We start from the raw sequence: 13,357 nt of genomic DNA, 5'->3' as shown, positions 1-13,357 counted from the left end.
GAGATGCCCGTCATCGACGGCCTGCACTACCAGGAGGCCGGCACCGGCCCGGGAGTGCTGCTGCTCGCCGGCAACGGCGCCCGGGGGCGCACCTGGCATCTGCACCAGGTGCCCGCGCTCGTGGCGGCCGGATATCGGGTCGTCACCTACGACGCCCGGGGGCTGCCGCCCAGCGACACCCCGCCCGTGGTCACCATGCCCGACCTGGTGGCCGACGCGGTCACCCTGATCGAGCAGCTCGGCCTGGGCCCGTGCCGGATCGCCGGCTCCTCCATGGGCGCGCGGGTCGCCGCCGAGCTCTGCCTCGAACGGCCCGACCTGGTCGACAAGGCGATCCTGATGGCCACCTTCGGGCGCCGCAGCGCGTTCCAGGCCGCCATGACCGCCGGTGAGCGCAGCCTCGAGCGGGCCGGTGTCGAGCTGCCGGACGAGTACCGCGCCGTGGTGCGGGCCGCCTTCAACCTGTCGCCGCGGACGCTGGCCGACGACCGGCAGGCCCAGGACTGGCTCGACGTCTTCCAGGTCCGCCTGCCGGGCCACGCCGGGACGCCGAGCCGGCAGGAGGCCGGCGCCGAGGAGGACCGCCTGAAGGCGTACGGGGGAATCGAAAGCCCCTGTCTCGTCATCGGGTTCGCCGACGACCTCATCGCGCCGGCCGCCGGTGGCCTCGAGGTCGCCCAGGCCATCCCGGGCGCCCGGTACACCGAGATCCCCGACGCCGGCCACTACGGATATCTGGAACAGCCCCATCGGCTCAACACCGAGCTGATCGCCTTCTTCGATGGAGAGCCCGCATGACCACCACCGCCCGCGAGGTCGAGCTCGTCTGGCACGACCTCACGCCCCGCCTGCTCGAGGTCCGCCGCGTCGAGCGGCTCACCCCGCGCATGGTCCGTATCACCCTCGGCGGCGAGGAGCTCGACGGCTTCAAGTACGGGGCGCCGGACGACCACGTGAAGGTCTTCTTCCCCGAGCCCGGCGCCGACCTGCCGGTGATGCCGACGATCGGCGAGGAGGGCCTGGAGCCGCCGCCGCCCGGCTCGCCGCTGCCCATCTACCGCGACTACACCATCCGCTACCTGCGGCCGGAGGCGCGCGAGCTCGACATCGACTTCGTGCTGCACGAGCACGGCCCGGGCGGATCGTGGGCGGCGCAGGCGGCGCCGGGCAAGCGGGTCGGGATCCTCGGGCCGCGCGGCTCGAACCTGGTGCCGTACACCTTCGACTGGTATCTGCTCGGCGCCGACGAGACCGCCCTGCCCGCCCTCGCCGCCTGGCTCGAGCAGCTTCCGGCCGGCGCCACCGTGCTCGCCTTCGCCGAGGTGGCCGGCGAGAGCGAGAAGCAGCCCCTGGACGGCGTGACCTGGCTCCTGCGGGATCGCGGCCAGAAGCTCAGCGATGTGCGGGACGTGACCCTTCCGGAGGGCGACGGCTACGTCTGGATCGCCGGTGAGGCCACGGGTCTCAAGCCGATCCGCCGCCATCTGCGCGCGCGGGGCCTCAACCGCAAGTGGATGGAGATCGACGGCTACTGGAAGAAGGGCGTCGAGAACCTGGACCACCACGAGGACGACGATGAGTAGCCCGCTGCCCAGCCTGGCGCCGCACACCCTGCTGGTGTTCCTGCTGCAGGTGTCGCTGCTCCTGCTGGTCGCGCTGGCCCTGGGCCGGCTGGCCGTGCGGCTGGGCCTGCCCGCGCTCGTGGGCGAGCTGCTGACCGGCGTCATCCTCGGCCCGTCGCTGCTCGGGGCGCTCGCACCGGGCGCCTTCACCTGGGTGCTCCCGTCCGACGCCGACCAGTTGCATCTGGTGGATGCCGTGGGGCAGTTCGGTGTGCTCCTGCTGGTCGGCGTGACCGGCGTCCAACTGGACTCGGCGATGCTGCGCAAGCGTGGCGTCACCGGCGTGAAGGTCAGCCTCGCCGGTCTTCTGCTGCCCCTGGCGCTGGGCATCGCGGCCGGGTTCCTGGTACCGGCCGCGTTGCTGACCGAGACCAGCGACCGCGGCACGTTCGCGCTGTTCCTCGGCGTCGCCATGTGCGTGACGGCCATCCCGGTCATCGCCAAGACGCTGTCCGACATGGGCCTGCTGCACCGCGACATCGGCCAGCTGACGCTGGCCGCCGGCATGGTGGACGACGCCGTCGGCTGGTTCCTGCTGTCGGTCGTCTCGGCCGCGGCGACCACCGGGGTACGGGCCGGGGCCGTGACGCTGTCGGTGGTCTACCTGATCGGCTTCGTGGTGGCCGCGCTCGTCGCCGGCCGCCCGCTCGTGCGCTGGGTGCTCGACCTGGCCGGCAAGGCCGGTGACGGCGGCCCGCGGGTCACCGCCTCGGTCGTGCTGATCCTGCTCGGCGCGGCCGCCACCCACGCCATGGGCATGGAGGCGCTGTTCGGCGCGTTCGTCGCGGGCATCCTCATCGGGCAGGCCCGCGCGGCCGAGAAGCCCGATCCGCGGCCGGGCCGCTCGATCTGGCAGGACCTGTCACCGCTGCGGACGATCGTCCTCTCGGTGCTGGCGCCCATCTTCATGGCCACCGCCGGCCTGCGGATGGACCTGACCGCGCTGGCCGACCCCAAGGTGCTGCTGGCCGGCGTCGCCCTGCTGCTGGTGGCGATCGCCGGCAAGTTCGCCGGCGCCTACATCGGGGCGAGGGCCAGCCGGCTGTCGCACTGGGAGTCGATCGCGCTCGGCGCCGGCATGAACGCGCGCGGCATCGTCGAGGTCGTGGTGGCCACCACCGGCCTGCGGCTGGGCGTGCTGTCCATCGCCACTTACACGGTCGTCGTGCTCATCGCCGTCATCACCTCGGTGATGGGCCCGCCGATCCTGCGCTGGTCGATGTCGCACGTGCAGGTCACCGAGCTCGAGGAAGAGCGGGCTCTCGCATTCTCCGGACAGGGGGCACGGGCATGAGCGGCATCGCATTCGTCACCGGGGCCGGTCAGGGCATCGGCCGGGCCGTCGCGCTCGCCTTCGCCGAGGCCGGCACCCGGGTGGCCGCGGTCGACCGGGAGGCCAAGGGCGTCGAGCGGCTGGCCGGCGAGCACGAGGGCATCACGGCGTACGTCGCCGACGTGTCCCGCTCGTCCGAAGTGGACGGGGTCGTCGAGGCGGTGGAGCTCGGTCTCGGCCCGATCGGAGTGCTGGCCAACGTGGCCGGCGTGCTGCGCACCGGTGCGGTCGTCGACTTCTCCGACGACGACTGGGCGGCGCTGTTCGACGTCAACGCGGGCGGGGTCTTCCGGGCCAGCCGGGCCGTGGCCCGCCGGATGGTGACCCGGCGATCCGGGGTGATCGTCACGGTCTCGTCCAACGCGGCCGGGATCCCGCGCTCCGGCATGGCCGCCTACGCCGCCTCCAAGGCGGCCTCGACCGCCTTCACCAAGAGCCTCGGGCTCGAACTGGCGCCGTACGGGATCCGCTGCAACGTGGTCGCCCCCGGCTCCACCGACACCCCCATGCAGCGGGCCCTGTGGGACGACGGCGGCCCGGAAACGGTCATCGCCGGCGACCCCGGTGCCTTCCGTACCGGCATCCCGCTGGGCCGGCTCGCCGAGCCCGAGGACGTCGCCGACGCGGTGCTGTTCCTCGCCTCCGACCGCGCCCGGCACATCACCATGCACGACCTGTACGTCGACGGCGGCGCGACGCTCCGGGCCTGAGCCTGACAAGGAGAACCATCGAAGTGACTACCGTCTCCGCCGCGACCACCGCGGCCGAGCTGCTCTCGGGCTACCGCCCGGGCCGCTCGTCGCTGTTCGCCTCACCGAGCGGCACCCTGCTCGCCGAGGGCACCTATTTCGCGGTTCCGCCGTCGGGCCGCCGCGACGGCCTGGCCGACCTGGCCCACCGGGTCGACGCCGTCCTGGGCGTGGCCGAGGCGGCCGGTCACGAGGTCCGCGCCGTGGTGGGCGCGGTCCCGTTCGCCCCGGACGCCGACGCGCACCTCGTCGTGCCGATGCGGCTCCGGCGCGGGGGGCCGCCCTTTGAAGGCGCCGCCGACGTGAAGAACATCGTGAAGGACATCCGGCCGGTGCCGGACCCGGGCCGCTACACGGCGGCGGTGGCCGAGGCGGTCCGGCAGATCAACGCCGGCCGCTACACCAAGGTGGTCCTGGCCCGGTCGCTGCGGGCCGACGCGCCCGGCTTCGACCCGGCGCCGGTGGTGCGGGCGCTGGCCGGCCGCGACCCGAGCGGCTACACGTTCGGCGTCGACCTCGGCGGCGGCCGCACGCTGTTCGGCGCCAGCCCCGAACTGCTGGTCTCCCGCCGGGGCACGACGGTCACGGCCAACCCCCTCGCGGGCTCGGCCGCGCGCAGCGACGACCCGGCCGAGGACGCGCGCCGGGCCGAGGCGCTGCTGCGCTCGGAGAAGGACCGGCACGAGCACGCGGTGGTGGCCACCGCGGTCGCGGACGGGCTCCGCCCGTACTGCTCGCAATTGACCGTGCCTTCCGAGCCGTCGCTGGTGCGCACCGCGACCATGTGGCACCTCTCCACCCTGATCACCGGGACCGTGGCCGACCCGGCGGCCTCGGCCCTGCGGCTGGCGACAGCGCTGCACCCGACCCCGGCCGTGTGCGGCACGCCGACCGCCGCCGCCCGCGCGGCCATCGGCGAGCTGGAGCCGTTCGACCGCGGCTTCTACACCGGCATGGTCGGCTGGGTCGACGCCTCGGGCGACGGGGAGTGGGCGGTCACCATCCGCTGCGCCACCGCCGACGAGGGCGGCCTCGACCTGTTCGCCGGGGCCGGCGTCGTGGCCGGCTCCGATCCGGCGGCCGAACTGGCCGAGACCACGGCCAAGCTCGGCACCATGCTGGCCGCCCTGGGATTGGAGCACTCCGATGTCCTTTGAGGAGCTTTACCGGTCGCGCGGGTACTGGATCGGCCAGACGTTCGGCGATCTTCTGAGTTCCGCGGCCGAGCGATTTGGTAACCGCGTCGCCATCGTCGACGGCGACCGTGAGATCACCTATGCCGAGCTCCGCGACCGCGCGCTGCGCCTCGCCGCCGGCTTCCACCGGCTGGGCATCGGCAAGGGCGACCGGGTCGTCGTCCAACTGCCCAACGAGGCCGAGTACTTCGACGTCATCTTCGCGCTGTTCCGCCTGGGCGCGCTTCCGGTCTTCGCGCTGCCCGCCCACCGGGCGGCCGAGATCGGCTACTTCTGCTCGCACACGAACGCCGTCGCCTTCGTGACGACCGGCGTGCACGAGGGCTTCGACCACCGCACCCTCGCGGCGGCGGCCGGCAACGCCCGGATGATCGTCGACGACGAGCTCGCCTCCCTGTACGCCGACCCGGCCGGCCTGCCCGACGGGCCGTCCGCCGATGAACTGGCCTTCCTCCAGCTTTCCGGCGGCAGCACCGGGCTGCCCAAGCTGATCCCGCGCACGCACGACGACTATCTCTACAGCGTGCGTGAAAGCGCCGAGATCTGCCGCCTCACCCCGGACAGTGTCTATCTCGCCGTGCTGCCGGTGGCGCACAACTTCACCATGTCGTCGCCGGGCGTGCTCGGCGTGCTGCACGCGGGCGGCCGCGTCGTGCTGGCCCGCCGGCCCGACCCGGCCACCGTGCTGCCGCTCATCGCGGTCGAACGGGTCACCATCACCGCCGTCGTGCCGCCGCTGGCCCAGCTCTGGATCGACGCGGTCGCGGCCATGGAGAAGAAGCCCGACCTTTCCAGCCTCCAGGTGCTCCAGGTGGGCGGCGCGAAGCTCGGCAGCACGGTCGCGGCCCGGGTCGGGCCGGTGCTGGGGTGCCGCCTGCAGCAGGTGTTCGGCATGGCGGAGGGGCTGGTCAACTACACCCGGCTCGACGACCCGGACGAGATCGTGCTGAACACGCAGGGGCGGCCCATCTCGCCCGACGACGAGATCCTCGTGGTCGACGACGCCGATGAGCCGGTCGAGCGGGGTGAGGTCGGACATCTGCTGACGCGTGGCCCGTACACCATCAAGGGTTATTGGAACGCCGCGGAACACAACAGGACCGCGTTCACGGCCGACGGTTTCTACCGCACCGGCGACCTGGTGCGGCAGCGGCCCGACGGCTATCTGGTGGTCGAGGGCCGGGCCAAGGACCAGATCAACCGCGGCGGCGAGAAGATCGCGGCCGAGGAGGTCGAGAACCACCTGCTCACCCATCCGGCCGTGCACGACGTCGCCGTGGTCGCCGTCCCCGACGCCTATCTGGGCGAGCGGACATGCGCCTTCGTCGTGCCGCGCCCGTCATCGACGCTCACCCTGCCGGAAGTCCGCTCCTATCTGCGGGAACGCGGACTCGCGGCGTACAAGATCCCCGACCGGCTGACCGTGGTCGAGGCGTTCCCCGTCACCGGCGTCGGCAAGATCAGCCGGCGCGAGCTGCGTGCGGCCCTGCGATCGCTGAAGGAAGGCTGACATGCTCCCGCGCATCACCCCGTACCCCCTCCCCACCGGTTTCTCCCTGAAGAACGCCCGCGTCGGCTGGCGGCCGGACCCGGGGCGGGCGGCCCTGCTCGTGCACGACATGCAGAACTACTTCCTGGCCCCGTTCGGCACCGCCGACCACGCCCTGCTGGCCCGGGTCGTCGACAACATCGCGGCGCTGCGCAAGCACGCCCACGAGGCCGGCATGCCGGTCGTCTTCTCGGCCCAGCCCGGCGGGCAGAGCCGGGCCGAACGCGGCCTGCTGCAGGACTTCTGGGGCGACGGTCCGCCGCCGTCGGCGAGCGCGCTGGCCATCACCGACGCGCTGACCCCCGGCCCGGGCGACGTCCAGATCACCAAGCGCCGCTACAGCGCCTTCGTGGGAACGCCCCTGGCCGAGCTGCTCGAAGGACGCGACCAGCTCATCGTCACCGGTGTCTACGCGCACATCGGCGTGCTCGCCACCACCTTGGACGCGTTCATGCGCGACATCCAGCCGTTCGTCGTCGCCGACGCCGTCGCCGACTTCAGCCCCGCCCACCATCGCGACGCCCTGCGCCATGTCGCCGACCGGTGCGGTGTGGTCGGCACGGCCTCCGAGATCGCCACCTTCCTCTGAAAGGCAAAGACATGTTGGTGTACGACCTCGTCGGCATCGGCTTCGGCCCGTCGAACCTGGCGCTGGCCATCGCCATCGAAGAGCACTCCAGCCCTTTGAACGCGGTTTTTCTGGAGAAGCAGGAGGAATTCGGCTGGCACCGCGGGATGCTGTTCGAGGACGCCACCATGCAGGTGTCGTTCCTCAAGGACCTGGTCACCATGCGCAACCCGGCCAGCGACTTCAGCTTCGTGTCGTACCTGCACGCCCACGACCGGCTGGCCGAGTTCATCAACTTCAAGTCGATGTACCCGCTGCGCGTCGAGTTCCACGACTACTTCGTGTGGGCGGCCCGCCGGATGGCCCACATGGTCCGTTACGGCCACACGGTCACCGACGTCAAACCCGTCTACGACGACAACGGCGAGGCGTGGGCGGTCGACGTCATCAGCCCGCGCGGCACGTTCCGGGCCCGCAACGTGGTCGTCGCGGTCGGCCTCGAGTCCAGCCTCCCGCCCGACGTGACCCCCGGGCCGCGGGTCTGGCACAACCTCGATCTGCTCCATCGGGTGGCGTCCTTCGACGTACCCGAGCCGCGGCGCTTCATCGTCGTGGGCGCCGGGCAGAGCGCCGCTGAGTCGGTCGCCTACCTGCATTCGCGCTATCCCACGGCCGAGGTCAACAGCGTCTTCTTCCGGTACGGCTACAGTCCCGCCGACGACAGCAACTTCGCCAACCAGATCTTCGACCCGGCGGCCGTCGACCTGTACTACGACGCCCCGGCCGACGTGAAGCGGATGCTGTTCGACTATCACCGCAACACGAACTACTCGGTGGTCGACGGCGAGCTCATCGAGGAGCTGTACCGGCGTACCTATCGGGAAAGGGTCCTGGGCCGGGACCGTCTGCACATGATGCGGGCCTCCCGGATCGCCGACCTGACACCGCGCCCCGACGGGGTGACGGCCGTGGTCGAGCACCTGCCGACCGGTGAGCGGACCACCCTGGAGGCCGACGCCATCGTCTACGCCACCGGATATCGCCCGGTCGACGTGACCCGGCTGCTCGGCACCGCCGGCAAACACTGCCAGCGCGACGAGGAGGACCTGCTGCGGGCCGAACGCGACTACCGCCTCGTCACCGACCCCGAGCTGCGCGCCGGCATCTATCTGCAGGGCGGCACCGAACACGCTCACGGGATAACGGCCACCCTGCTGTCGGCCGGCGCGATCCGGGCCGGTGAGATCGCGGCCTCAATTTCCGGGGCGGGCGGCCGATAGGACGAACGTGCCGGAGCAGCTGTACCTGCTCGCGAACCTGGTCATCATGGTCGCCTACGCGGGGATCATGGTGGCCATCGTGGTGCCCGTGAGCCGTGAGGGACAGCTGCGCACCAACCGGCTCGCCCTGGCCACCGCGCTCATCTTCTTCAGCTGCGCGGTCGGCCACGGCCTGCACGCGTGGACGTCGTACCAGGCGACCATCGCCCACACCGGTCATGTGGGGTGGACCCTGGCGCTCTGGGACACCTTCACCGCCGCGGTGGGTGTCTACTACTGGTCGCTGCGCCGCAGTTACGGCGTCCTGCTCGGCCGTGGCGCCATGTACGTCTCCCCGGGTGAACAGAACCGCCTGGCCGAGGCCGACGAAGCCCGCTCGACGCTGGCCGCCGTCGTCGAATACACCGACGACGCCATCATCGGCCTGGGCATGGACGGTCTGGTGAGCGCCTGGAACGGCGGCGCCGAGCGCCTGTTCGGCTACCGGGCCGACGAGATCATCGGCCGGCCTGTCTCCATCCTGACCGACGACACCGGATTCGCCGAGCAGCAGGCGGTGCGCGCCCGTATCGCCAGCGGCGAACGCGGCGTCTACTACGAGGCGAGGCGGCTGCACAAGGACGGCTCCCCGGTCGAGGTCTCGCTCAACGTGGCCCCGATCCGTGACAGCTCCGGCACGGTCACCGGCGTCTCGGTGGTGGCCCGCGACATCCGCGAGGCCCGGGAGGCGGCCGAGCGGCAGCGGGCCCTGGAGGAACGCACCCACCAGGCCCAGCGGATGGAGAGCCTGGGCAAGCTGGCCGGCGGCATCGCCCACGACTTCAACAACATCCTGGCCATCATCGTCAACTACACCGAGTTCGCCATCGAGGAGAGCGAGGGCAACGACGGCGTACGGTCGGACCTCAACCACGTGCGCACGGCGGCCGACCGGGCCATGGGCCTGACCAGGCAGCTGCTGACATTCACCCGGGGCGACACGGTGCAGCCGCAGGACGTCGACCTGAACACGGCCCTGGCCGAGGTGCGCGACATGCTGGAACGCACCATCGGCGAGCACATCACGCTGGTCGCACGCCCCGCCTCGGCGCCGGTGGTCGTCCGCGCCGACCCCGGCCAGCTCCAGCAGATCCTGCTCAACCTGGCCATCAACGCCCGCGACGCGATGCCCGACGGCGGCTCGCTGGTGCTGGAGGCGGGAACGGCGGAGGTCGACGGCGACGAGGTGAAGATGCAGCCCGCCCTGCCGGCCGGCCGCTACGCCCGCCTCCAGATCAGCGACACCGGCGAAGGCATGCCACCCGAGGTGGTCCAGCGCATCTTCGAACCGTTCTTCACGACAAAACCCCGGGGCCGGGGTACGGGGTTGGGCCTGTCGACGGTCTACGGCATCGTGACCGAGGCCGGGGGAGCCCTGAACGTCTACTCGGAGCCCGGCGTGGGCACGACGTTCCGCATCTACCTGCCGCTGACGGTGGTGCCGGCCGACGCGACGGTGGCGGCCCGCCCGGCCGCCCCGCCACCGGGCGACGGCCGCGCGATCCTGGTCGTCGAGGACGAGATCGACCTGGCCCGGGTGGTCACCCGCATCCTGACCGCGTGCGGCTACCACGTGCTGCTGGCCGACAGCGCGCCGCACGCGCTGGAGCTGTTCGCCGAGAAGGGCTGCGACGCCCTGCTGACCGACGTCATCATGCCGGAGATGTCCGGCCCGCGCCTGGCCGAACTGATCCACCAGCAGCGCCCCGACCTCCCGGTCGTCTACATGTCCGGATATAGCAACGGCCTGCTGGGCGAGACCCGCGTCCTCGACCCGGACATCCCCTTCGTCGAAAAGCCGTTCACCCGCCAGGACCTCCTGCACAAGGTCCACGACGCCCTGACCTCGCGTCACTCCCACCAGGATCCGAGCAGGGCCCAGCTTCCGCTGTAGGCCGTGATCTGCAGGAGAAAACCGCCAACGGCGAGCAACGCCTCTGTCGTGACCAGCCGGCCGACTCGGGCGCGCCGGTCGCTGCGCCGTAGGGCGTGTGCGGCCAACAGAAGCGCCAGTCCAGCGAAGTACACAGCACGCCAGAAGACCAGATCGGTGTCCCGGACGATCTCGAACCATCCCCCGATGTAGCCCTCGAAGTAAGCGATCGGCCCTCTGCTGACACCGTCCGATCGCACGCCGCTGATCGGGCTCGCGTACGGCGTCAGGAAGTATGCGGGGAACCAGCCGCTCATCCAGTAGTAGAAAAAGAAGATCCAGGTGATGGCGACGCCGGCGACCACGGTGAAGACCCGGGACGGAACAGTACGGGCGAAGGCGATCCCGGCGGTGTACGCCAGACCGGTCAGGGACACCACGTACACGGCGTCCACGACCGTGGGGACGAAAAGCGCCGGCTCCGGGTGCCCGGTCGGTATGCCACCGGCGGCGGCGACCAGCAGCCAATTGACGGTGACCAGGGCCGCGGTGCAGGCGACGGGGACCACGCCGGCGAGGATCAACGCCTGGGTCCGCCGCGCCGGGCTGAGCGGCCGGGCCACGAGAGACTCGACAATCGATTCCTTCTCGTCCCGGATGGCCAGCAGGGCGCCGGCGATGAACGCGCCGAGATGCAGCGGCGCCAAGAGAAGTGTCAGCTGTTCGTAGGTTTGGGTGCTGCCCGGTGTCCCGGGTGGCCGGCCGTCGAGCCATGACGGCAGGGCCAGCCAAGCGGCGGCCGTCACGCCCGCCAGCACGGCTGGGCTCCGTACGAGCCGTTTGCCTTCGGCCCAGGCGAGTGTGCGAATCACTGTCGGCTCCGTACGGCGCCGGGGTCGCCGACGAGGTGCAGGTAGGCATCCTCGACGGTCGGCGCCGCGAGTTCGGCACCTGGCGGCGGCTCGCCGATGTGCCGGTAACGGCCTTCGCCGGTACGCCACCACGCGGTCGCCGCGAGATCTGGCGCGTCGGCCAGCCACACGTGTCCCGCCGCCGAACCGACCAGTTCGCCGGTGCCGCCCGCGAAGGCGATGCGGCCGTGGCACAGCACGATCACCTCGTCGCACAGTGCCGCGACGTCGTCAGTGAGGTGGGTCGACAGGACGACTGTGTGGTGCCGGGCCACCTCGGAGACGACCCGCCGGAACCGAAGCCGTTGGAGCGGGTCGAGGCCGACGGTCGGTTCGTCGAGCAGCAGCAGGTGTGGATCCCCCAGAAGTGTCTGGGCGAGAGCGACCCGGTGCCGCTGACCGCCGGAGAGGCAGCGCATCCGGCGGTGTGACCAGTCGGCCATGCCCACCGCGTCGAGCACGCGCATGACCTCCGACCGGCGCTGCCTGGGGTTGTCGATCTCGTGGAGGATGGCGACGTAGTCGATGAAGTCGTACACCGTGAACAACTCGTGGAAGCCCGGGTCCTGCGGGAGGTAGCCGAGGTGCCGGCGGATGCGGTAGCGGCCGTCCGGATCGAGCGGATCGTCACCGAGGACGGTCAACGTGCCCGCGTTCGGCCGGACCGACGTGGCGAGGATGCGCAGCAGAGTGGTCTTGCCGGCGCCGTTGGGCCCGAGCAGGCCGGTGACACCCGGCCGGATGTCCAGGCTGATCGCCTCCAGCGCCGTGGTCCGGCCGAATCGCTTGCTCACGCCCGTCAGGCGTGCGGTGACCGTTCCGGTGCTGTTCACGAGGACTCCCGCTCGTCGAAGGCCCTACGGCGGGCCACGGTGAAGGCGAGACCGGCCACCGCGAGAACGGCGAGTATCACCTGCCCCGTAGGCCGGAAGAGCGGCGAATGCTGCAACCAGACGTCCGCTGCCGCCCCTCGGGTGCCGCGCACGGTCGTCGCCGCGAGTACCAACCAGGTGGTGGTCACGGCGATCGCGGCGTACGCCGTGCCGACGAGGCTCGACAGCGCCACCGTGAGGCTGGTGAGGGCCAGCGCCGGCACGAACCACAGCAGCACGACCCGGCCGTGCGCCGGAAGCGCCACCGAGAGCAGGGCCGCGACCGGCAACCAGGACGCCAGCACCACGACCGTACGCAGCAGGAGCAGGAGCAGAGCCGGGAAGGGGGCGACCGCCGCCACCTTGCCGCCGGGATCACTCCACCTCCCGTACGTGAACGCGATGCCGAGCACCGGCGCGACCGGCGCGCTGACCACGAACATCACCACGCCGAGGGCGCCCGATCGCAGGTGCGCCATGACCACCGCGACGGTCAACACGGCCAAGCCCGCGGCCAGCCAGGAGTGCCGCAGCCGCGGCGCGCCCGCGGTGAGCTTGGCGAGCCCGGCGGATATGCCGAGCCCGGTGAGAATCCGCTCCAGAACGCGCGGATGAGGCCGGTCGATGCGATCCAGGATGAGCGCCATGCTGTCGCCGTGACGGCGCCGGAGCGATCCGTCCCGTTGCCCGCGGGCGGCCAATGCCGCACGGCAGGCCGCGCAGTCGAGCAGATGCGCTTCGGCGGAGGCGGCGTACGCGTCGGTGAGCTGCCGGGCCAGGTAGGCGTCGATCGTGTCGGAACGCAGATGCCAGCTCATGACAAGGCCTCTCGTAGCTGAGTCCGTGCGCGCATCAGCCGGGTACGCACGGTGGTCGCCGGGACCTGAAGCAGACGGGCGGCCTCGCGGCTGGTCAAACCGTCCAGAACCACGGCTTGGACGACCGCCTTGAGCTCAGGGGACAGGCCGTCGACCGCACCGGCCAGGTCTCCGTGCTCGATGTGCAGCAACACCTGGTCTTCGGCGGACGGTGTGGACGAGGTGTCGGTGAGCACCGGCCACGGCACTGGCCGCCGCGGCCGTAACGCGCCGATGAGCCGCCGGAAACCGATTCCCCAGATCCAGGCCGGCACCTGTCCCGTGCCCCGGTAGGCCTTCGGCTTGCGCCAGACGGCCACGAAGGTGTCCTGGATGACCTCTTCGACCAGGCCGCCGTCGTCGCAGCGCCGGCTCAGCCGGGCACGCAGCCAGGGCGCGTGCCGCTCGTACAACTCGCGCAGCGCGCCCCGGTCCCTCTCGGCGACCGCGCCGAGAAGCTCGTCGTCGGAGCGTGACGGGCCACTGGTGTCCATGTCTCTCTGTATCG

General features: G+C 71.5%; 13 protein-coding genes. 9 read left to right on the top strand and 4 right to left on the bottom strand.

The features are described 5' to 3' along the window. Positions 1 to 3: 3 nt before the first annotated feature. Genes ACQP2X_RS26775 through ACQP2X_RS26735 form a run of 9 tightly spaced genes read left to right on the top strand, consistent with a single transcriptional unit; the run spans position 4 to position 10,230 of the window. Positions 4 to 798: an alpha/beta fold hydrolase gene (locus tag ACQP2X_RS26775; RefSeq protein ID WP_498686470.1), complete on the top strand. Its 795-nt coding sequence runs from the start codon at positions 4 to 6 to the stop codon at positions 796 to 798. After that, a complete protein-coding gene (locus ACQP2X_RS26770; protein ID WP_498686467.1) occupies positions 795 to 1,583 on the top strand; it encodes a siderophore-interacting protein in 789 nt (262 codons plus the stop codon). The genes ACQP2X_RS26775 and ACQP2X_RS26770 overlap by 4 nt, the downstream gene beginning before the upstream one ends. Then, the gene (locus tag ACQP2X_RS26765; protein ID WP_498686464.1) at positions 1,576 to 2,916 is read left to right on the top strand and encodes a cation:proton antiporter; all 1,341 of its coding nucleotides are present in this window, start codon (positions 1,576 to 1,578) and stop codon (positions 2,914 to 2,916) included. Before ACQP2X_RS26770 ends, ACQP2X_RS26765 begins: the two co-directional genes overlap by 8 nt. Next, a complete protein-coding gene (locus ACQP2X_RS26760) occupies positions 2,913 to 3,665 on the top strand; it encodes a 2,3-dihydro-2,3-dihydroxybenzoate dehydrogenase (RefSeq protein ID WP_498686462.1) in 753 nt (250 codons plus the stop codon). The genes ACQP2X_RS26765 and ACQP2X_RS26760 overlap by 4 nt, the downstream gene beginning before the upstream one ends. Positions 3,666 to 3,688: 23 nt before the next feature. Next, positions 3,689 to 4,861: an isochorismate synthase gene (locus tag ACQP2X_RS26755; protein WP_498686461.1), complete on the top strand. Its 1,173-nt coding sequence runs from the start codon at positions 3,689 to 3,691 to the stop codon at positions 4,859 to 4,861. Then, entirely contained in the window at positions 4,851 to 6,410 is a 1,560-nt protein-coding gene (locus tag ACQP2X_RS26750; protein ID WP_498686459.1) for a (2,3-dihydroxybenzoyl)adenylate synthase, read from the top strand. The genes ACQP2X_RS26755 and ACQP2X_RS26750 overlap by 11 nt, the downstream gene beginning before the upstream one ends. A gap of 1 nt (position 6,411) precedes the next feature. Then, complete coding sequence (locus ACQP2X_RS26745) at positions 6,412 to 7,038, top strand: isochorismatase family protein (protein ID WP_498686458.1); 627 nt, start codon at positions 6,412 to 6,414, stop codon at positions 7,036 to 7,038. A gap of 11 nt (positions 7,039 to 7,049) precedes the next feature. Continuing rightward, a complete protein-coding gene (locus ACQP2X_RS26740; RefSeq protein WP_498686456.1) occupies positions 7,050 to 8,297 on the top strand; it encodes a lysine N(6)-hydroxylase/L-ornithine N(5)-oxygenase family protein in 1,248 nt (415 codons plus the stop codon). A gap of 7 nt (positions 8,298 to 8,304) precedes the next feature. After that, complete coding sequence (locus tag ACQP2X_RS26735; protein WP_498686453.1) at positions 8,305 to 10,230, top strand: ATP-binding protein; 1,926 nt, start codon at positions 8,305 to 8,307, stop codon at positions 10,228 to 10,230. Here ACQP2X_RS26735 and ACQP2X_RS26730 read toward each other — a convergent pair. From ACQP2X_RS26730 to ACQP2X_RS26715, 4 genes are read right to left on the bottom strand one after another with little or no spacing between them, the layout of a single operon-like run. After that, entirely contained in the window at positions 10,188 to 11,081 is an 894-nt protein-coding gene (locus ACQP2X_RS26730; RefSeq protein WP_498686451.1) for a hypothetical protein, read from the bottom strand. The genes ACQP2X_RS26735 and ACQP2X_RS26730 overlap by 43 nt on opposite strands. Beyond that, positions 11,078 to 11,953 carry an ATP-binding cassette domain-containing protein gene (locus tag ACQP2X_RS26725; RefSeq protein ID WP_498686450.1) on the bottom strand — a complete coding sequence of 292 codons (876 nt, stop codon included), beginning with the start codon at positions 11,951 to 11,953 and terminating at the stop codon, positions 11,078 to 11,080. Before ACQP2X_RS26725 ends, ACQP2X_RS26730 begins: the two co-directional genes overlap by 4 nt. Further along, on the bottom strand, positions 11,950 to 12,810 hold the full coding sequence (locus ACQP2X_RS26720) for a hypothetical protein (protein ID WP_498686449.1): 861 nt from the start codon (positions 12,808 to 12,810) through the stop codon (positions 11,950 to 11,952). The genes ACQP2X_RS26725 and ACQP2X_RS26720 overlap by 4 nt, the downstream gene beginning before the upstream one ends. Beyond that, complete coding sequence (locus tag ACQP2X_RS26715) at positions 12,807 to 13,343, bottom strand: RNA polymerase sigma factor (RefSeq protein ID WP_498686447.1); 537 nt, start codon at positions 13,341 to 13,343, stop codon at positions 12,807 to 12,809. Before ACQP2X_RS26715 ends, ACQP2X_RS26720 begins: the two co-directional genes overlap by 4 nt. Between the last annotated feature and the right edge of the window lie 14 nt (positions 13,344 to 13,357).

It is taken from the genome of Actinoplanes sp. CA-131856 (genome assembly GCF_050956135.1).
In the GTDB taxonomy this organism is placed as follows: domain Bacteria; phylum Actinomycetota; class Actinomycetes; order Mycobacteriales; family Micromonosporaceae; genus Actinoplanes.
The sequence above is the reverse complement of the archived record's forward strand: the minus strand, read 5'-3'. Positions and strand labels throughout refer to the sequence as shown.

Bases quoted from the DNA above. Each gene is read 5' to 3' on its own strand.
- ACQP2X_RS26775 (WP_498686470.1), top strand. From the start codon at position 4: ATGCCCGTCATCGACGGCCTGCACTACCAGGAGGCCGGCACCGGCCCG.
- ACQP2X_RS26770 (WP_498686467.1), top strand. From the start codon at position 795: ATGACCACCACCGCCCGCGAGGTCGAGCTCGTCTGGCACGACCTCACG.
- ACQP2X_RS26765 (WP_498686464.1), top strand. From the start codon at position 1,576: ATGAGTAGCCCGCTGCCCAGCCTGGCGCCGCACACCCTGCTGGTGTTC.
- ACQP2X_RS26760 (WP_498686462.1), top strand. From the start codon at position 2,913: ATGAGCGGCATCGCATTCGTCACCGGGGCCGGTCAGGGCATCGGCCGG.
- ACQP2X_RS26750 (WP_498686459.1), top strand. From the start codon at position 4,851: ATGTCCTTTGAGGAGCTTTACCGGTCGCGCGGGTACTGGATCGGCCAG.
- ACQP2X_RS26745 (WP_498686458.1), top strand. From the start codon at position 6,412: ATGCTCCCGCGCATCACCCCGTACCCCCTCCCCACCGGTTTCTCCCTG.
- ACQP2X_RS26740 (WP_498686456.1), top strand. From the start codon at position 7,050: ATGTTGGTGTACGACCTCGTCGGCATCGGCTTCGGCCCGTCGAACCTG.
- ACQP2X_RS26720 (WP_498686449.1), bottom strand. From the start codon at position 12,810: ATGAGCTGGCATCTGCGTTCCGACACGATCGACGCCTACCTGGCCCGG.
- ACQP2X_RS26715 (WP_498686447.1), bottom strand. From the start codon at position 13,343: ATGGACACCAGTGGCCCGTCACGCTCCGACGACGAGCTTCTCGGCGCG.